This is a genomic window from Pseudomonas sp. 43(2021) (genome assembly GCF_017490805.1).
Classification (GTDB): domain Bacteria; phylum Pseudomonadota; class Gammaproteobacteria; order Pseudomonadales; family Pseudomonadaceae; genus Aquipseudomonas.
Genome location: NZ_JAFGYJ010000002.1, coordinates 228828 through 246356, shown reverse-complemented (window position 1 = coordinate 246356; position 17529 = coordinate 228828). Strand labels below are relative to the sequence as shown.

17 protein-coding genes are annotated in these 17529 nt (G+C 64.6%); 3 read left to right on the top strand and 14 right to left on the bottom strand.

Going from position 1 to position 17529, the window contains the following annotated elements; genetic code table 11:
• Nucleotides 1–26: 26 nt before the first annotated feature.
• From J5M71_RS02720 to plsB, 3 genes are all read right to left on the bottom strand, one after another.
• A complete protein-coding gene (locus J5M71_RS02720) occupies nt 27–716 on the bottom strand; it encodes a DUF4197 domain-containing protein (RefSeq protein ID WP_028699975.1) in 690 nt (229 codons plus the stop codon).
• A gap of 33 nt (nt 717–749) precedes the next feature.
• On the bottom strand, nt 750–1148 hold the full coding sequence (locus J5M71_RS02715) for a YbaY family lipoprotein (protein WP_087501379.1): 399 nt from the start codon (nt 1146–1148) through the stop codon (nt 750–752).
• A gap of 76 nt (nt 1149–1224) precedes the next feature.
• On the bottom strand, nt 1225–3711 hold the full coding sequence (gene plsB, locus J5M71_RS02710) for a glycerol-3-phosphate 1-O-acyltransferase PlsB (RefSeq protein ID WP_207829474.1): 2487 nt from the start codon (nt 3709–3711) through the stop codon (nt 1225–1227).
• Between the two features lie 233 nt (nt 3712–3944).
• Between plsB and J5M71_RS02705 the strand changes: the two genes are divergently transcribed.
• Nucleotides 3945–4154: a cold-shock protein gene (locus tag J5M71_RS02705; RefSeq protein WP_003252255.1), complete on the top strand. Its 210-nt coding sequence runs from the start codon at nt 3945–3947 to the stop codon at nt 4152–4154.
• A gap of 122 nt (nt 4155–4276) precedes the next feature.
• On the opposite strand, the gene J5M71_RS02700 is transcribed toward J5M71_RS02705, so the two are convergent.
• From J5M71_RS02700 to J5M71_RS02685, 4 genes are all read right to left on the bottom strand, one after another.
• Nucleotides 4277–4651 (bottom strand): hypothetical protein, encoded by a 375-nt coding sequence (locus J5M71_RS02700; protein WP_063911497.1) that lies wholly within the window; start codon nt 4649–4651, stop codon nt 4277–4279.
• Between the two features lie 17 nt (nt 4652–4668).
• On the bottom strand, nt 4669–5481 hold the full coding sequence (locus J5M71_RS02695; protein ID WP_182329135.1) for a putative RNA methyltransferase: 813 nt from the start codon (nt 5479–5481) through the stop codon (nt 4669–4671).
• Complete coding sequence (dapE, locus tag J5M71_RS02690) at nt 5481–6632, bottom strand: succinyl-diaminopimelate desuccinylase (protein ID WP_013971240.1); 1152 nt, start codon at nt 6630–6632, stop codon at nt 5481–5483. The genes J5M71_RS02695 and dapE overlap by 1 nt, the downstream gene beginning before the upstream one ends.
• A 195-nt stretch (nt 6633–6827) precedes the next feature.
• A complete protein-coding gene (locus J5M71_RS02685; protein ID WP_207829472.1) occupies nt 6828–9419 on the bottom strand; it encodes a glycosyltransferase in 2592 nt (863 codons plus the stop codon).
• 119 nt (nt 9420–9538) lie between these two features.
• On the opposite strand from J5M71_RS02685, the gene tcdA reads away from it, so the two are divergent.
• On the top strand, nt 9539–10348 hold the full coding sequence (tcdA, locus tag J5M71_RS02680; protein ID WP_207829470.1) for a tRNA cyclic N6-threonylcarbamoyladenosine(37) synthase TcdA: 810 nt from the start codon (nt 9539–9541) through the stop codon (nt 10346–10348).
• Between the two features lie 111 nt (nt 10349–10459).
• On the opposite strand, the gene J5M71_RS02675 is transcribed toward tcdA, so the two are convergent.
• The 6 genes from J5M71_RS02675 to J5M71_RS02650 form a co-directional block, all read right to left on the bottom strand.
• Nucleotides 10460–10870 carry a SufE family protein gene (locus tag J5M71_RS02675; protein ID WP_207829468.1) on the bottom strand — a complete coding sequence of 137 codons (411 nt, stop codon included), beginning with the start codon at nt 10868–10870 and terminating at the stop codon, nt 10460–10462.
• On the bottom strand, nt 10867–12072 hold the full coding sequence (locus J5M71_RS02670) for a cysteine desulfurase (RefSeq protein WP_207829465.1): 1206 nt from the start codon (nt 12070–12072) through the stop codon (nt 10867–10869). The genes J5M71_RS02675 and J5M71_RS02670 overlap by 4 nt, the downstream gene beginning before the upstream one ends.
• 120 nt (nt 12073–12192) lie before the next feature.
• Nucleotides 12193–13227 (bottom strand): 2,3,4,5-tetrahydropyridine-2,6-dicarboxylate N-succinyltransferase, encoded by a 1035-nt coding sequence (gene dapD, locus J5M71_RS02665; protein WP_063911503.1) that lies wholly within the window; start codon nt 13225–13227, stop codon nt 12193–12195.
• 31 nt (nt 13228–13258) lie between these two features.
• Nucleotides 13259–13606, bottom strand: coding sequence for an ArsC family reductase (locus J5M71_RS02660; RefSeq protein WP_075043977.1), 348 nt, complete (start codon nt 13604–13606; stop codon nt 13259–13261).
• Between the two features lie 126 nt (nt 13607–13732).
• Entirely contained in the window at nt 13733–14032 is a 300-nt protein-coding gene (gene graA, locus J5M71_RS02655; protein WP_207829464.1) for a type II toxin-antitoxin system antitoxin GraA, read from the bottom strand.
• Between the two features lie 8 nt (nt 14033–14040).
• On the bottom strand, nt 14041–14319 hold the full coding sequence (locus J5M71_RS02650) for a type II toxin-antitoxin system RelE/ParE family toxin (protein WP_082810539.1): 279 nt from the start codon (nt 14317–14319) through the stop codon (nt 14041–14043).
• 246 nt (nt 14320–14565) lie between these two features.
• Here J5M71_RS02650 and J5M71_RS02645 point away from each other — a divergent pair, with 246 nt between their 5' ends.
• Nucleotides 14566–16212, top strand: a complete 1647-nt coding sequence (locus tag J5M71_RS02645) for a Na+/H+ antiporter (protein ID WP_207829462.1) — start codon at nt 14566–14568, stop codon at nt 16210–16212.
• A gap of 94 nt (nt 16213–16306) precedes the next feature.
• Here J5M71_RS02645 and dapC read toward each other — a convergent pair whose 3' ends face one another.
• Nucleotides 16307–17503, bottom strand: a complete 1197-nt coding sequence (gene dapC / locus J5M71_RS02640) for a succinyldiaminopimelate transaminase (RefSeq protein ID WP_207829461.1) — start codon at nt 17501–17503, stop codon at nt 16307–16309.
• Nucleotides 17504–17529: the final 26 nt, after the last annotated feature.

Below are 17529 nucleotides of genomic sequence, written 5' to 3'. Positions count from 1 at the left end.
GGGCTGCAAAGCAGCCCCCAGGGCCCTCAGAGGGCGCCGAAAACCTTCTTGGCCAGGCTGGTGGCCGCTTCAGCCGGGTTCTGGCGAATGCTCTGCTCCTGCTTGCCGATCATCTCGAACAGGCCATCCAGTGCCTTTTCAGTCACGTAGTTCTCGATGCTGGCGCTCTTGGCATCGACCACACCCAACGCCACGGCCTGCCCGGCAAAGTTGTTGTACTGCTGAGCCAGGCCAACCTTGTCGGTAGCCTGCTTGACGATCGGCAGGAACTTGGCGCGGATCTGCTCGCGGCTGCTCTTGTTCAGGTACTGGGTGGCCGAGTCGTCACCGCCGCTGAGAATACCCTTGGCATCGGTCACGCTCATGTTCTTCACGGCATCCACGAGAATCGCCTGGGCCTGCGGCACGGCAGCCTCGGCGGCCTTGTTCATGCTGGTTTCCAGGGCTTCGACCTGTTCACCTTTGCCGAACATCTTCATCGCCTTGGCGGCCTTGCCCAGGTTGCCAGGCAGTTCGATGCGCACGTCCGGGTTGTTGCTGAAGCCGCCCGGGGTGCTCAGTTGCTTGACGGCCAGTTGTGCGCCCTGGGTCAGGGCATCTTTCAGGCCGCCGGTGGCGTCTTTCTGGGTCAGGTCGCCCAGCGACAGGGCCAGGGCGCTGGCCGACAGCAGCAGGCCGGCGCACAGAGTGGTGAAGCGCAGGGAGGTGCGGATCATGAAGCTTTCCTTGTAAACAGATGAATACGGGTATCAGCGGACCGGATCGACCTTGATCCGCACAGGCTGTGGGTCACTGCCGTCGAGCATGACGCCGTGGTGTTCGGTGTTGATGAACAGCAGCTTGCCGTCCAGCTCGATGCGCGCGCTTACCGCATAGCGGTGGCCGGGCTTGACCTGGGCCGGGTCGTAGGTGAGGTGGAATGGCAGCGGTACGTTGCCTTTGACCGGGCCGGCCTGGCGGGCCAGGGTCACGGCAGGGGCATCCATCAGCGAAACATCCTGCAGTTCCACGCTCAAGGTAGCGGCAGGCGGCAGGGCAATACGCTGCAGGTAGAAGACTTCACCGTCCAGGCTGGCCTGGGTGGATGGGGTTTGGCTGGAGCAGGCTGCGAGCAAGGATGCGCAACACAGCATAAAGAGCTTTTTCATGGGGTCTCCGGTGTCCTTGGAGCTGGCTTGTGGCCAACCCCAGGGACTTTAGCGGATTTTCCCGGCTGATAAAGCCTCAGATGGTGGAAGTTTCCAGGCCGTCTTCACGGTGCAATGCCACCTGGCGGATCGACAGGCGTAGTTCGGCCGACAGCACGCGCTTGGCCACGCCTTCAGCCAGCTCGCCCAGCTTGTCGTGATAACCCAGCTTGCCCTGGGCATCTGCATGCAGCACGCCTTGCTCGACCAGGGTCTGGATGAAGTGGCGGAACAGGGTCTTGTCGAAGAACTCCGGGGCGTTCAGGCCGTGCAGGATCGACAGACGCTGGGCCATCATCACGCACAGGTCTTCCAGTTCTTCGGCGCTGAGGCTGTTCTGCCCACTGTTCAGCAGCAGTGAGGTGGCCATGTAGAAGCGCTGCAGGGTCTGGGTGATGGTGCGGGCGAGCAGGGTCAGCAACACGAACTGCCGCGAGCTGGGCGCCGGGCGAATGTAAGTGTCGTCGTCCTGGCGCAGCAGCCCTTGCTCGACCAGCGCTGCCAGCCATTGGTCAATCACCGCGTCCAGTTGCTCCGGCGCCCAGCGCAGGAATAGTTCGGCCTGCAGGTAGGGGTACAGCGCATGCACATACTGCCCCAGCAGTTCGCGGCTCATGCGCGAGCTGCTGAGGAAGAAGCTGGCCAGCAGCGCTGGCAGGGCGAAGATGTGCAGCACGTTGTTGCGGTAATAGGTCATCAGTACCGCATTGCCTTCATCCAGGTACAGGATGCGGCCCAGGGCGTCCTTCTGCTCGGCCACCAGGTTCATGCTGCGCACGTGTTCGATCAGCGCCTGGCCGTCGCCGTCGGGCAGGGTGGTGTGCGGCGAGTAGGGCACCTGGCGCAGCAAGGCCAGGTACAGGTCGAGTACGCGGGTCAGGGCGCGTTCGTCCAGGGCCAGGCGGCTGGTGGACAGCAGCGCCAGGGCCACCAGGTTGACCGGGTTGATCGCGGCCGCCTCGTTGAGATGGCGGGCCACGGTTTCGCCCAGGCGGGTGGTGGTGGCGTTGAGCCAGGCCGGGCGGTATTGCGGGCCGTGGTCCTGTTCACGCCAGCCGGGCTGTTGCTGGTCGAGGAAGCCGGCCAGGCGGATCGGTTCGCCGAAGTTCACGTATACCTGGCCAAAGCGCTGCTTGAGCGCCCCGAACACCTTGAAGATGTCGAAGATCGACTCCTTCTTCTTGCTGGCACCGCGCAGCTCGCCCAGGTAGGTGCGGCCTTCGAGCACGCGCTCGTAGCCGATGTACACCGGCACGAACACGATCGGCGTGCGCGACGAGCGCAGGAAGCTGCGCAGGGTAATGGCCAGCATGCCGGTGCGTGGCTGCAGCATGCGCCCGGTGCGCGAGCGACCGCCTTCGACGAAGTACTCGACCGGAAAGCCCTTGGTGTACAGGGTGTGCAGGTACTCGTTGAACACCGCGGTGTACAACGGGTTGCCCTTGAACGTGCGGCGCATGAAGAAGGCGCCGCCACGGCGCAGCAGGTTACCCACCAACGGCATGTTGAGGTTGATGCCCGCGGCCACGTGCGGCGGGGTCAGGCCGTTGCGGAACAGCAGGTACGAAAGCAGCAGGTAGTCGATGTGACTGCGGTGGCACGGTACGTAGATCACTTCGTGGCCGGGTGCGATGCCCTGCACCTGCTCGATGTGGTTGACCTTGATGCCGTCGTAGATCTTGTTCCAGAACCAGCTCAGCACCACTTCGAGGAAGCGGATGGCGGTGTAGGTGTAGTCCGAGGCGATCTCGTTGCCATAGCGCAGAGCCTGGGCTTCGGCCTTGGCCAGGGGCAGGTTTTCGCGCTGCGCCTCATCGACGATGGCCTGTCGCACCTGGGGCGCGTGGATCAGGCCCTTGACCAGGTTGCGCCGGTGCGAAATGTCCGGGCCGATGACAGCGGTCTTGAGGTTGCGAAAATGCACGCGCATCAGGCGCTGGGCCATGCGCACGGTGCGCTCGTGGCCCTTGTTGTGCTGCACCAGTTCGCGCAGGTGGATGGGGGCGGAGAACTGCACCCGGGTCTTGCGCCCGAGGATCAGCACGGTCAGCAGCCGGCGCAGGCGCCCGGTAACCGCCCAGCTGTCGGCGAACAGCAGCTTCCACGGGCTGGATTCACTGGCCGGGGTCTGGCCCCAGAACACACTGACCGGAATGATCTGCGCATCCTCTTCGGCATGCTGGCTGACGGCGGCGACCAGACGCTCCAGGGTGGGCGGGGCGCCGCGCTTGTCGTGGCGGCCGAGCCAGTCCGGGTCCGGGGTCAGGTAAAAGAAGGCAGCCGGTTCCTGCAGCGGGCCAACCGCCACCGGCAGCACCGGGCGCGGCAGGCCCGCCTTGGTGCATTCATGGTCGAGCACGGCCAGGTCGGTGAGCGCGGGCGTGGGCAGGGCATAGAACACCGGGCGGCTGCGGTCGAGCTTGAGGGTCAGGGAGGACTGGTTGATGGTCTCGGAGCGCACCCACAGGTACAACAGGCGACGCAGGGCGCCGAAGATCAGGCGGCGCAGGGGGGAACGGGTCATGGGGTGTGTGCCCTGGGAGTGATGTTCAGGTGGGTATTCAGCCAATTAGTCTGCCGTATCCGCGCAAGTTCAGCAAAAATCGCCGAACGGCGCGACAGTCATCAAATTTTTTTGTTCTGTGTCATATACTCGGCCTGCCACTTGCAAGATATTTACGCAAGCGGCGTCGACACAGGGAACAGACCCCTGTGTCTACAAGGCGATCTTCACAATAAAAATCCGGAGTAGTTCAGATGTCGTCTCGTGAGACTGGGAATGTAAAGTGGTTCAACGATGCCAAGGGTTACGGCTTCATTCAGCGCGAAGGTGGTGCGGATGTGTTCGTCCACTATCGGGCGATCCGCGGTGAGGGGCATCGTACCCTGGTCGAAGGACAGCGGGTGGAATACGCCTGCGTGCAGGGCCAGAAAGGCCTGCAAGCCGAGGACGTAGTGGGCCTCTGAGCCTCATGCTGTAAGGCTCGTTGTGGGAGCTGGCTTGCCGGCGATCACCGGCGAAGCCGGTGCCAGGCACCGTGTTGCCTGCATCGGCGGCAAGCCGGGCTCCCACAAAGAATGCAGTGCATTCAGGTGCGCCAGGTGATTTCCTCTTCACCGTCGGCGCTGATGCGGACCCAGCGGTCGGCATCTTCTTCTCCATCTTCTTCCACCCAGCCACCCGGCGCGCAGCGCACTTCCACGCCCAGTGCGGCAAATGCGGCGCGGGCGCAGGCGACGTCATCGGCCCACGGCGTCTGGTCGCTTTCCAGGTACAGGCTGTTCCATTTCCCTACAGCCTTGGGTAGCCAGGTGACCGGAATGTTACCGGCCTGGCATTTGAAGGTATGGCCTTTCTGCTTCCATTCGCTGCACGGGCCGATCGCCTGGGCGAGCCACTCGGCAATCTGCTTGTGGTCGACGTCGGTGTCCTTCAGGTAGATCTCGATATCAGGTTGGCGCATAAGGGCTCCGGGTGTGCTCAGTCTTGGCGCACGAAATAGTCATAACGCATGGAAACCGTGACCTCGAACGGCTCGGGCTGGTCGATCACCCGGGCACGCTTTTCGGCACTGGCACGCCAGCCGTGCGGGGTCATGGCCAGCAGGTCGGCGCGGGCCTTGGGCGCGGCCAGGCTCAGGCGGAACTCCAGGGTTTCGCTGTGGGCATGGGCCATGCCTTCGGGGACCAGGGCCAGGTGTTTGTCGTCGGCGTAAGGGCGTACTTCATCGTAGAGCACTTCGCGCAATTCCATCAGGTGGCCGCTGGTGGGGCCGACCCGCATCAGGCCGCCGCCGGGGCTGAGCAGGCGCTTGGCCTCGGCCCAGTCCAGCGGGCTGAACACGCTGGCGATGAACTGGCAGCTGGCGTCGGCAAGCGGCACGCGGGCCATGCTGGCGACCATCCAGGTGACCTCGGGCGCGCGGCGGCAGGCACGCTTGACCGCCTCGCGGGAGATGTCCAGGGCGTAACCGTCGGCGGCCGGCAGGGCCTGGGCGATCTGCGCGGTGTAGTAACCCTCGCCACAGCCGATGTCCAGCCAGGCACCGGGCTGGCGCTCGGCGGCCAGCTCGGCCAGGCGGCGCGCCACCGGCGCGTAGTGGCCGGCGTCGAGGAAGTCGCGGCGGGCTTCGACCATGGCCTGGTTGTCACCCGGGTCGCGGCTGTTCTTGTGCTGCACTGGCAGCAGGTTCAGGTAACCCTGGCGGGCGCGGTCGAAGCGGTGGCCGGCCGGGCACACCACCCCGTTGTCGAGCCGGCTCAGCGGCGCCTGGCAAAGAGGGCAGGTGAGCATCAGGCGAGCAACCGGACCAGGGTCTGGTAGTAGATTTCGGTCAGCAGGTCGAGGTCGCTGGCCAGGATCCGCTCATCCACCTGGTGGATGGTGGCGTTGACCGGGCCGAGTTCGACCACCTGGGTACCCATGGTGGCGATGAAACGGCCATCGGAGGTACCGCCGCTGGTGGACGGCTGGGTGTCGCGGCCGGTGACACCCTTGATGCTGGCCGAGACGGCGTCCAGCAATTCGCCCGGTTCGGTGAGAAACGGCAGGCCCGACAGCGCCCAGTCGATCGACCAGTCCAGTTCGTGCTTGTCGAGGATCGCCGACACCCGCGCCTGCAGGCCTTCGACGGTCGACTCGGTGGAGAAACGGAAGTTGAACAGTGCGGTCAGCTCGCCCGGGACCACATTGGTGGCGCCGGTGCCGGAATTGAGGTTGGAGATCTGGAAGCTGGTGGGCGGGAAGAACGCATTGCCTTCGTCCCAGTGCTCGGCCGCCAGTTCCGCCAGGGCCGGCGCGGCCAGGTGGATCGGGTTGCGCGCCAGGTGCGGGTAGGCCACATGGCCCTGCTTGCCGCGCACGGTCAGCTTGGCGCCCAGCGAGCCACGGCGGCCGTTCTTGACCACGTCACCCAGCAGGGTGGTGCTGGAGGGTTCGCCGACGATGCACCAGTCCAGGCGCTCGTTGCGTGCTTTCAGGCGCTCGACCACGGCCTTGGTGCCATGGTGGGCCGGGCCTTCCTCGTCGCTGGTGATCAGGAACGCGACCTTGCCGCGGTGGTCCGGGTAGTCCTGCACGAAGCGCTCGCTGGCAATCACCATGGAGGCCAGGCTGCCTTTCATGTCGGCGGCGCCACGGCCGCAGAGCATGCCGTCGGCGTCGATCAGCGCTTCGAACGGCTCATGCTGCCATTGCTGCACCGGGCCGGTGGGGACCACGTCGGTGTGGCCGGCGAAGCACAGCACCGGGCCGTCCTGGCTGCCGTGGGTGGCCCAGAAGTTGTCGACGTCCTCGATGCGCATCGGTTCGAGCTGGAAGCCCACGGCGCCCAGGCGGTTCATCATCTGCGCCTGGCAGTCGGCGTCGACGGGGGTGACCGAGGGGCGACGGATCAGGTCGCAGGCCAGTTGAAGGGTAGGCGAGAGCTCGGCTGGGGCCGTCATGGGGGACTCCGGGGCAAGGCGGGAAATCTGAGGGGCGTTATCTTATATCAAACCGATGGGCCATTGGGGCCGCTTTGCGGCCCTGTCGCGACACAAGGCCGCTCCTACAGGATCACCACAGCCCATCAGGCGTGTGCAATATCTGTGGGAGCGGCCTTGTGTCGCGAAAGGGGCGCAAAGCGCCCCCCCAGGATCTCAAGCCTGTTGCGGTTCGGCAGCCTTTTCTACGGGCTTGGGCAGCGACGACAGGAAGGCCATCACCAGCGCCGCCACATAAGGCAACGACTGCACCAGCAACATCGCCACCCAGAAGCGCATGTCCGAACTCGGCAGCCCCTGTACCAGGTAGATGCCCAGCGCCGCGCCCCACAGCAGCAACATGATGAACAGCTCTTCCCGCGCTTCGGAAATCGCCACCAGCAGCCCGTGGCTGTCGGCGTTCTTCGGTGTGCGGAAGAACGGCATGCTGCTGGTGAAGAACCCGTACAGCACCGCCTTGGCGATGGTATGCGACAGCGCCAGCCCCGCCAGCGCCGCAGCAAAGGCATCCTTCAGGTTCACCCCCACCGCGCGGCGGTAGAGGAAGACGATCTTGCCGACCTTGAAGAAGAACAGCGCCAGCGGTGGAATGGCAAAGATCATCAACGGCGGGTCGACCCGGTGCGGCACGATGATCATCGCCGCCGACCACAGCAGCGCGCCGATGGTGAAGAAGATGTTCATGCCATCGGCGATCCACGGCAGCCAGCCGGCCAGGAAGTGGTAGCGCTGGCCGCGGGTCAGCTCGCTGCCCTTGCCGCGCAGCAGGGCGCTGGCGTGGTGCTTGATGATCTGGATGGCGCCGTAGGCCCAGCGGAAACGTTGCTTCTTGAAGTCGATGAAGGTATCGGGCATCAGGCCCTTGCCGTAGCTGTTGTGGGCGTAGGCGGCCGACAGGCCTTTCTCGAACACCCGCAAGCCCAGTTCGGCGTCCTCGCAGATGCACCACTCGGCCCAGCCCAGCTCTTCCAGCACGCTGCGCCGGGTCATGGTCATGGTGCCGTGCTGGATGATCGCGTCACGGTCGTTGCGGGTGACCATGCCGATGTGGAAGAAGCCCTTGTACTCGCTGTAGCACAGCTTCTTGAAGGCGCTTTCGTGCTGGTCGCGGTAGTCCTGCGGCGACTGCACCACGGCAATTTTCGGGTCAGCGAAGTGCGGCACCATGTGCTTGAGCCAGTTGCGATCGACGCAGTAGTCCGAGTCGATCACCGCGATCACTTCGGCGTCCTTGGCGGTATGCGGGATCAGGTAGTTCAGCGCGCCGCCCTTGAAGCCGGCCAGGGGCGCGACGTGGAAGAACCTGAAGCGCTCGCCGAGCTTCTCGCAATGGGCCTTGAGGGGCTCCCACACGGCCGGGTCCTTGGTGTTGTTGTCGATCACCAGCACTTCGTAGTCGGGGTAGTCCAGCGCAGCCAGGGCATCGAGGGTCTGTTTCACCATCTCGGGCGGTTCGTTGTAGCACGGCACATGCACCGATACCTTGGGCCGGTAGGCGCTGTCGGCCTGCACCGGCAGGAACTCGCGCCGGCGCTTGTGTATCCATACCGCCTCGGCCAGTTCGTGGGCCTCGGTCAGCAGCACGATGAACACGCCCAGCGCGCCGAGGGCCAGCAGCACGCCCACGGTCAGGCTGAACCAGGTGCTGTATTGCTGGCTGTAGTCGTAGGCGATCCAAACCAGCACCGACCCGCACAGGAAGGTGATGAAGGTCAGGAAGGTGCGGCCGCGCTGGCGCAGGGCCGAACCGTCGATGAACAACACCATCAGGGCAATCATCGCCAGCACCACCGAGGCCACCGCCAGGGCACGCCACTGCGGGATGGCCACTACCGGGCCGTCGAAGTTGAATTTCTGCTGGCGTTCGGCGTTGTACACGCCCCAGTAGGCGCCCACCGAGCCTTCGTCGCTGGCCTTCCACGGCTGGTCGTAGGCTTCGATGACGAAATAGTTGTAACCACGGCGATTGAGGGTGTTGACCAAGGTGCGCAGGTAGATGGCCTGGTCGGCCTGGGTGGCATCGGCACCGCCGCGCATGCGGCCGTTGCTCGGCCAGCCAACTTCCGAGAGCAGCAGGGGTTTGCGCGGGAACTGGTGTTTCAGCTCGCGGGCGCGGTCGAGTACGAACTCGACCGAATCCTTCATCGGCACGAACTCCCAGTACGGCAGGATGTGCGCGGCTATCAGGTCGACGTGCTTGGCCAGCTGCGGGTTTTCCTTCCAGATGTGCCATTGCTCGCTGGTGGTCACTGGCACCTTGACGGCTGCGCGTACCCGGTCCAGGTATTTGATCAGGTTTTCCGGAGTGACTTCTTCACGGAACAGCGCCTCGTTGCCGACCACCACCCGCACCACGCTGCGCGACGTGTTGGCCAGCTGGATGGCCGTGGCGATTTCGCGCTCGTTGCGCTCCAGGTCCGGGCTGATCCAGATGCCCAGCGTTACCCGCAGGCCGAATTCCTCGGCCAGGCGCGGGATATCCGCCTGTGTGCCCTCCACGGTGTAGATACGGATGCTGTCGGTCAGTTTGCTCAACTGCTCCAGGTCCTGGCGCATCTCGTCGTCACTGGGGTACTGGCCCTTCTGCGGGCTTTCGCCAAGGCGGAACGGTGAATAGGAGAAGCCAGAGATCTGTTCTGGCCAGGCGGGGGCGGAAACCGGGCGGTTGATCAGCGCCCAGAACCCGGTGAACAACGCGGCGATGGCCAGGACCACAACCAGGTTCAGGCCGAATTTACGTGAAGACATTGTCGTCCATTTGTGTCGAAGTGATAGGACATTAAAGCAGGGTTGGTAGTGTCTTTCCTAACGATGCAGGCCATGGGCCCGCTGGCATATAATGCGCGCCGGTTTTTTGGGGTATGAGCATGAGCACAGAAGATCCACGCTTCGCCGGCGTTGCCCGGCTGTATGGCGACCAGGGGTTGCACCGTCTGGGCCAGGCCCACGTGGCCGTGGTCGGTATTGGCGGGGTAGGCTCGTGGGCGGCGGAAGCGCTGGCCCGCAGTGGCGTGGGCGAGATCACCCTGTTCGACCTCGACGACGTGTGCGTCAGCAACACCAACCGCCAGGCCCATGCCCTGGAAGGGCAGGTGGGGCGGCCCAAGGTCGAGGTCATGGCCGAGCGCCTGCGGGCGATCAACCCGGCGTGCACGGTGCATGCTGTGGCCGACTTCGTTACCCGCGACACCATGGTCGAGTACATCACCGAGAACCTCGATTGTGTGATCGACTGCATCGACAGCGTCATGGCCAAGGCGGCACTGATCGCCTGGTGCCGGCGGCGCAAGATTGCCATCGTCACCACGGGTGGCGCCGGCGGGCAGATCGACCCGACACAGATCCAGATCGCCGACCTGAACAAGACCTTCAACGACCCGCTGGCCTCGCGGGTGCGTTCCACCCTGCGCCGCGACTACAACTTCTCGCGCAATGTCAGCCGCAACTATGGCGTGCCCTGCGTGTTCTCCAGCGAACAGCTGCGCTACCCCAAGGGCGATGGCAGCGTTTGCCTGCAGAAAAGCTTCGTGGGCGAAGGCGTGCGGCTGGACTGCTCGGGTGGCTTTGGCGCGGTGATGATGGTGACCGCGACCTTTGGCATGGTGGCGGCGAGCAAGGCGGTGGAAAAACTGGTGGCGGGGTCGCGGCGGCCTTCGGAGCGGGTCAAGCCTGAATAGACTGCGTGGGCTTCTTCGCGGGTAAACCCGCTCCCACAGGTACTACATCTCTCTCAGGAAAGGTGAGGATCCTGTAGGAGCGGGTTCACCCGCGAAGAAGCCAGCACCGATTTAGCGGGGAGACGCCAGCTCCGCCATCCGCTGCAACACCGCATGCAGCCCATTGCTGCGCGAAGGCGACAGTTGGCGCTCCAGCCCCAGCTGAGTGAACCACTCCCGCAGATCGAGCCCGGCCAGTTCCTCATTGGCCAACCCTTGCACCCGCACCAGCAACAACGCCAACAGCCCGCGCAACAAGCGCGCATCGCTACTGGCCTTGAAGCGCCATACCCCTTCAACCTGCTCGGCCACCAGCCATACCAGGCTTTCGCAGCCATGCACCCGGTTGGCATCGGTCTTTTCAGTGTCAGCCAGCGGTTCCAGCCGGTCGCCCCACTGCATCAGCAGCCGCGCACGCTGTTCCCAGCCCTTGCCCTGCTCGAAAGCTTCCAGCGCCTGGCGCGCCTGATCCGGCAGGATCATCGCAACAGCTCCAGGCCCTGGTCCAGTGCCTCGAAGAAACGCTGCAAGTCATCGCTGTCGTTATACAGCCCCAAGGACACGCGGATCGCGCCCTCCAGGCCCAGGCCCTTCAGCAGCGGCATGGCACAGTGGTGCCCGGCACGCACGGCAATGCCTTGCTCGGTCAGCAGGTGGGCGATGTCGGCGTTGTGCACGCCTTCGATGACGAAACTGGCAAGGGCCGCCTGTGGCGTGCCGAGGATGCGTACACCATCGCGGTCTGTCAGGCCACGCAGCAGGTGCTGGTGCAGGCTGGCTTCATGGGTTTCGAGCGCCTGAGCATCGAGGCTGGCCAGGTAGTCCAGGGTTGCCCCCAGGCCGATCACCCCGGCGATCGGCGGCGTGCCTGCTTCGAACCCCAGCGGCGCCGGGCGGAAGCTGGCGCTGTGGTACTCGGCCAGTTGCACCATCTCGCCGCCGAACTGCCAGTGCTGCAGCAGTTCCAGTGCCTGGCTGCGGCCGTACAGCACGCCAACGCCTTCCGGGCCGTACAGCTTGTGGCTGGAGAACACATAGAAGTCGCAGCCAAGCTGCTGCACATCGTGGCGGCCGTGCACCACGCCCTGGGCACCGTCGACCACGCTCAGCGCGCCTTGGGCGCGGGCATGGGCCAGCAGCGCCGGCAGCGGCTGCCAGGTGCCCAGCACGTTGGACAGCTGGCTCACCGCCAGCACCCGGGTGCGTGGGCCGATCAGTTGCAGCGCCTGGTCCAGGTCGATGCGGCCATGGGCATCCAGCGGCAGCACCACCAGGCGCAGGTTGCGCCGGCGCGCCAGCTGTTGCCAGGGCAGCAGGTTGGCATGGTGTTCCAGGGCACTGACGGCAATTTCGTCACCGGCCTCGAAGCGGTGTTCCAGGCCATAGGCCAGCAGGTTCAGCGCCGAAGTGGCGCCGTGGGTGAAGATGATCTGCCGCGAGTCTGCCGCATTCAGCCAGGCGGCAACCTTGTCGCGGCTGGTTTCGAAGGCCTGGGTTGCCAGTGCGCCGGGCAAGTGCTGGGCTCGGTGCACGTTGGCTGCGCCATGGCCATAGTAATGGCTCAGGGCATCGAGCAGGGCTTGCGGCTTCTGGGTGGTGGCGGCGCTGTCCAGGTAGGTCTGGTGTTGCCGTTGCAGGGCGGCGATGGCGGGAAAATCGGCACGCCAGGGGGAGGGCTGGAACATGGTCACGGGGCCTGGAATGAAAATCGGGTCTGGCGTGGTGCCAGACCCGATCTTAACATTTCAAACGCTGAGAATCCGCTGTTGGCGAGCAAGCTCGCGCTTACAGGGGCTGAAGGATTCTCAGTTGTGCGCGTGCAGCGCCTCGTTCAGCTCGATGGCCGACTTGTGGGTCTTGCACTCCACCGCGCCGTTCAGCGAGTTGCGGCGGAACAGCAGGTCGGTCTGGCCGGCCAGGTCACGGGCCTTGACCACTTTGACCAGCTGGTTGTTCTCGTCCAGCAGGTTCACCTTGGTACCGGCGGTGATGTACAGGCCGGCTTCGACGGTGTTGCGGTCACCCAGCGGAATGCCGATACCGGCGTTGGCGCCGATCAGGCAGCCTTCGCCAACCTTGATGACGATGTTGCCGCCGCCGGACAGGGTGCCCATGGTCGAGCAGCCGCCGCCCAGGTCCGAGCCCTTGCCGACGAACACGCCAGCGGAAACGCGGCCTTCGATCATGCCCGGGCCTTCGGTGCCAGCGTTAAAGTTGACGAAGCCTTCGTGCATGATGGTGGTGCCTTCGCCGATGTAGGCGCCCAGGCGCACACGGGCGGTGTCGGCGATACGCACGCCGGCCGGGACCACGTAGTCGGTCATTTTCGGGAACTTGTCCACCGAGAACACTTCCAGCAGCTCGCCCTTCAGACGCGCTTCCAGTTGCAGTTCGGCCAGTTCGGCCAGGTCGACCGCGCCCTGGTTGGTCCAGGCCACGTTCGGCAGCAGCGGGAAGATGCCGGCCAGGCTCAGGCCGTGCGGCTTGACCAGGCGGTGCGACAGCAGGTGCAGCTTGAGGTAGGCCTCTGGGGTCGAGGTCAGCGCGGCGTCTTCGGCCAGCAGGGTGGCGACCAGCGGCTTGTGGCTTTCAGCCAGGCGGGTCAGCAGGGCGGCCTGGGCGGCATCCACACCCTTCACGGCTTCGGCCAGTTGCGCGGCCTGGGCGTTGCTGAAGGCGATGGCCTGGTTGCCACCTTGGTAACCGAGAACAGGGGCTACCGCGGCGACCAGTTCGGCGCTCGGGTTGAGCAGCGGTTGTGCGTAGAACACTTCCAGCCAGGCGCCCTGGCGGTTCTGGGAGCCGACACCGAAGGCCAGGCTGAACAGGGTATTGGACATGTGATTACCTCGTGCGAAATAGGGTAGGGGCTCAGGCCAGGGCAGCGGCGTACAGGTCAGGCTTGAAGCCGACCAGGGTACGCGCGCCAAGGTCGAGCACCGGGCGCTTGATCATCGACGGCTGGGCCAGCATCAGCTCGACGGCCTTGGCCTGGTCGAGGTCGGCCTTGCTGGCGTCGTCCAGCTTGCGGAAGGTGGTGCCGGCACGGTTGAGGATGACTTCCCAGCCGTGTTCGTCGCACCAGCGGTTCAGGCTGTCACGGTCGATGCCTTGGGTCTTGTAGTCGTGGAATTCGTAGGCAATGGCCTGGTCTTCGAGCCAGGTACGTGCCTTCTTCATGGTGTCACAGGCTTTGATGCCGTAGAGCGTGTAGGTCATTGTGTGCATTGGGGATCACAGGCGGCCCCAACCTCTCCGTTTTCCGATTTCAGTCGCGGGATTATGCGGGAACGATCCTCGCGGCGCCACGCCCGTGGTGCCCATGTTTACTGATCAAGGTATGTCTCAAGCGACCAGGCGCTGTACCGAACCGATGATCTTGTCACCGTGTTGCTGTTCAGCGGTGCGCAGATCGAAGGCGGTCTGCAGGTTGAGCCAGAACTCGGGGGTGGTGTCCAGGCAGATGGACAGGCGCAGCGCCATGTCGGCGGAAACACCGCCCCGTTCACGCAGGATGTTGTTGACGGTTGGTGTGGCAACCCCTAGCGCCCGGGCCAGTGCCGCGGCGCTGAAACCCATCTCTTTCTGGAAGTCCTCACGCAGGACTTCTCCGGGATGAATCGGACGCATACCGTTCTTGAGCATGATGCACCTCAGTGGTAATCGACAATTTCAACGTTAATCGGCCCGTTGTCGGTCCAGATAAAGCACAGGCGCCATTGGTCATTGACACGGATACTGTGCTGGCCTGCTCGGTTGCCGCTCAATGCCTCGAGACGGTTGCCAGGTGGCGACCGAAGGTCTCGCAGCTCTGTTGCGGCATCGAGCATGGCCAGTTTGCGTTCCGCAACTGACTTGATATCTGACCAACGCCGTGTCTTTCCATGAGTAAAAAGTGCTTCCGTGTCGGCACAGCTAAAGCTTCGAATCATGAGGCTGAATGCTTAACGTTATTCGTTAAGGTTGATTATACGACGGGATCCCAGCAGTTCAAGCCTGACTAGCGCAAGATGCTCGCCAACGTCAGTCACGTGCTGGGTATCATCATGTTACATATTCATCCGCCACCTGCGACTATCGTGCAGCGGCCCCGAATCGCCCATCGCCGCTAACATATTGTTTCAATGGCGATGTTTCGCCTTGTTGTCGTTTCTGGTTCACAAAGGAAGCTTTCCCGGATGCAGTCCGCCTACACCGTCCTCATCCTGCTGACACTGGTCAGCGTGTCGAAGCTGGTCGGCCGCATGATTCCGCTGCCCTTGCCGCTGGTGCAGATCGCCGCCGGCGCCTTGCTGGCATGGCCGACACTGGGCCTGCATGTGGCCCTGGACCCCGAGTTGTTCCTGTTCCTGTTCCTGCCGCCGTTGCTGTTCGCCGATGGCTGGCGCATTCCCAAGCGCGAGTTGTGGCGCATTCGCGGGCCGGTGGTGGCGCTGGCCGTAGGCCTGGTGCTGTTTACCGTGGTCGGTGCCGGTTACTTCATTCACTGGCTGCTGCCGAGCATCCCGCTGCCGGTGGCCTTCGCCCTGGCTGCCGTGTTGTCGCCGACCGACGCCGTGGCGGTTTCGGCCATTACCCAGGACCGCCTGCCCACCCCGCTGATGCACATGCTCCAGGGCGAGGCCCTGATGAACGATGCCTCGGGCCTGGTGACCTTCAAGTTCGCCCTGGCAGCGGCGATCACCGGGGTATTCTCGCTGACCGACGCCAGCTTCAGCTTCGTTCTGGTCGCCCTGGGCGGCCTGGCCGTGGGCGTGGCCCTGAGCTGGTTGATCGGCCGCTTGCGCGCGTGGATGATCGCCCGCGGCTGGGACGACCCGGCCACCCACGTGGTGTTCATGTTACTGCTGCCGTTCGCTGCCTACGTACTGGCCGAGCGCCTGGGTGTGTCGGGCATTCTTTCGGCGGTGGCGGCCGGCATGATGCAGAGCTGGCTCGACCTGCTGCCACGGCAGACCAGTACGCGCCTGCTCAACCGCAGCGTGTGGTCGCTGCTGGAGTTCGCTTTCAACGGTCTGATCTTCCTGCTGCTGGGCCTGCAACTGCCGGACATCATCAAGGCCGTGGTCAGCCATGAACCCACCGTCTGGCCGACCCTGGCCTGGCGCTGCCTGGACGTGGTGGCGATCTTTGTGGCGCTGATCTTGCTGCGGTTCATCTGGGTGCAGAGCATCTGGCGCTCGATCGGTGTGGTACGCCGCTGGCGCGGCAAGCCGGCGCTGGTGCTGATGCCCACGGCGCGTTCCTGCTGGTTGCTGACCCTGGGCGGTGTGCGTGGTGCGGTCACCCTGGCCGGCGTGATGTCGATCCCGTTGCTGATGGGAGCAGGCAAGGCCTTCCCGGAGCGTGACCTGCTGATCTTCATTGCGGCCGGGGTGATCCTGCTGTCGTTGATCAGTGCCTGTATCGCGCTGCCGCTGCTGCTGCGCGGGGTGACCAAGAGCCCGGACGAGCGTTTGCACCAGGAAGTGCAGGAGGCCTGGCGGCGCACGGCCGAGGCGGCGATCCATGCGCTGGAGGCAGAGGAAGTGATCGACAGCAATGCGCCACAGGATGCCGCGCAGGCGACCTTGGCAACCGAGTTGAAGGCGCGCTTGATGGCTGAGTACCGGGATGAGCTGGACAGCTACAACGACAGCGCCGAGGCCAAGGCCCTGGCTGAACAGATGGATTTGCTGGAGCGGCGTTTGCGCCTGCGTGCGCTACGGGCTCAGCGGCTGGAGCTGTATGAGCTGCACCGCAAGCATCTGGTGGGGGATGAAGTGGTGCGGCAGGTGCTGGGGGAGCTGGATATGAGTGAGGCAAACCTAGGGTCGGTCAGGTAGACCGCAGGGGGCCGCTTCGCGGCCCTGTGGGAGCGGGTAAACCCGCTCCCACTGGCACTGCACAACACTCAAGAATTGTACGGCCCCTGTCGAATCAGCGGTTCTGCAGGAATGCGCGAATCCGCTCCGCCGCCTCGATGCACTCGGCCAACGGTGCAACCAGCGCCATGCGCACGCGGCCGGCGCCCGGGTTCACGCCATCCACTTCACGCGACAGGTACGACCCCGGCACCACCGTCACATGCTGGGCCTCGAACAGGTCGCGGGTGAACTCGGCATCGCCGCCGGGTACCTTGGCCCACAGGTAGAAGCTGCCATCCGGACGCTGCACGTCCAGCACCGGCTGCAGGATATCCAGCACGGCATCGTACTTGGCGCGGTACTGGTCGCGGTTCTCGCGTACATGCGCCTCGTCCTGCCAGGCGGCGATGCTGGCCAGCTGGGTTTGTACCGGCATGGCGCAGCCGTGGTAGGTACGGTACAGCAGGAACGGCTTGATGATCTCGGCATCACCGGCGACGAAGCCCGAGCGCAGGCCCGGCAGGTTGGAGCGCTTGGACAGGCTGTGGAAAACCACGCAGCGCTTGAAGTCGCTGCGGCCCAGTTCCGCACAGGCCGTCAGCAGGCCCGGTGGCGGGGCGTCCTCGTCGAAGTACAGCTCGCTGTAGCACTCGTCGGCGGCAATCACGAAGTCGTGCTCGTCGGCCAGGGCGATCAGCTTCTTCAGGGTGGCCATCGGCACCAGTGCGCCGGTGGGGTTGCCCGGCGAGCACAGGAACAGGATCTGGCAGCGCTTCCACACTTCAGCCGGCACGGCGTCGAAGTCGGGGTTGAAACCGTTGCTTTCCAGGCACGGCAGGTAGTGCGGGGTGGCACCGGCCAGCAGGGCTGCGCCTTCGTAGATCTGGTAGAACGGATTGGGGCTGACCACCAGGCCGTCATCGGCGCGGTTGACCACGGCCTGGGTGAAGGCGAACAGCGCTTCACGGGTGCCGTTGACCGGCAGGATGTGGCGGTCGGCGTCCAGCCAGCCGGCCGGTACGCCAAAGCGCCGCTCGCACCACTGGCCAATGGCTTGGCGCAGGGCCGGCAGGCCGATGGTGCTTGGGTACACCGCCAGCTTGTCGAGGTTGTCGGCCATGGCCTGGGCGACGAACGCCGGCGATTCGTGCTTCGGCTCACCGATCGACAGGGCGATGGCGCGTTTGTCCGCCGCAGGCTTCACGCTGCCCAGCAGGGCGCGAAGCTTCTCGAACGGATAGGGCTGAAGCTGGGTCAAGGCATGGTTCATCGGCGCAAGGTCTCGTCAATCGTCTA

Bases quoted from the DNA above. Each gene is read 5' to 3' on its own strand.
- J5M71_RS02650 (WP_082810539.1), bottom strand. From the start codon at position 14,319: ATGATTCGAAGCTTTAGCTGTGCCGACACGGAAGCACTTTTTACTCAT.
- J5M71_RS02720 (WP_028699975.1), bottom strand. From the start codon at position 716: ATGATCCGCACCTCCCTGCGCTTCACCACTCTGTGCGCCGGCCTGCTG.
- J5M71_RS02695 (WP_182329135.1), bottom strand. From the start codon at position 5,481: ATGCTCACCTGCCCTCTTTGCCAGGCGCCGCTGAGCCGGCTCGACAAC.
- J5M71_RS02660 (WP_075043977.1), bottom strand. From the start codon at position 13,606: ATGACCTACACGCTCTACGGCATCAAAGCCTGTGACACCATGAAGAAG.
- dapD (WP_063911503.1), bottom strand. From the start codon at position 13,227: ATGTCCAATACCCTGTTCAGCCTGGCCTTCGGTGTCGGCTCCCAGAAC.
- tcdA (WP_207829470.1), top strand. From the start codon at position 9,539: ATGAGCACAGAAGATCCACGCTTCGCCGGCGTTGCCCGGCTGTATGGC.
- graA (WP_207829464.1), bottom strand. From the start codon at position 14,032: ATGCTCAAGAACGGTATGCGTCCGATTCATCCCGGAGAAGTCCTGCGT.
- dapE (WP_013971240.1), bottom strand. From the start codon at position 6,632: ATGACGGCCCCAGCCGAGCTCTCGCCTACCCTTCAACTGGCCTGCGAC.
- J5M71_RS02715 (WP_087501379.1), bottom strand. From the start codon at position 1,148: ATGAAAAAGCTCTTTATGCTGTGTTGCGCATCCTTGCTCGCAGCCTGC.
- J5M71_RS02705 (WP_003252255.1), top strand. From the start codon at position 3,945: ATGTCGTCTCGTGAGACTGGGAATGTAAAGTGGTTCAACGATGCCAAG.
- J5M71_RS02670 (WP_207829465.1), bottom strand. From the start codon at position 12,072: ATGTTCCAGCCCTCCCCCTGGCGTGCCGATTTTCCCGCCATCGCCGCC.
- plsB (WP_207829474.1), bottom strand. From the start codon at position 3,711: ATGACCCGTTCCCCCCTGCGCCGCCTGATCTTCGGCGCCCTGCGTCGC.
- J5M71_RS02685 (WP_207829472.1), bottom strand. From the start codon at position 9,419: ATGTCTTCACGTAAATTCGGCCTGAACCTGGTTGTGGTCCTGGCCATC.
- J5M71_RS02700 (WP_063911497.1), bottom strand. From the start codon at position 4,651: ATGCGCCAACCTGATATCGAGATCTACCTGAAGGACACCGACGTCGAC.
- dapC (WP_207829461.1), bottom strand. From the start codon at position 17,503: ATGAACCATGCCTTGACCCAGCTTCAGCCCTATCCGTTCGAGAAGCTT.
- J5M71_RS02645 (WP_207829462.1), top strand. From the start codon at position 14,566: ATGCAGTCCGCCTACACCGTCCTCATCCTGCTGACACTGGTCAGCGTG.
- J5M71_RS02675 (WP_207829468.1), bottom strand. From the start codon at position 10,870: ATGATCCTGCCGGATCAGGCGCGCCAGGCGCTGGAAGCTTTCGAGCAG.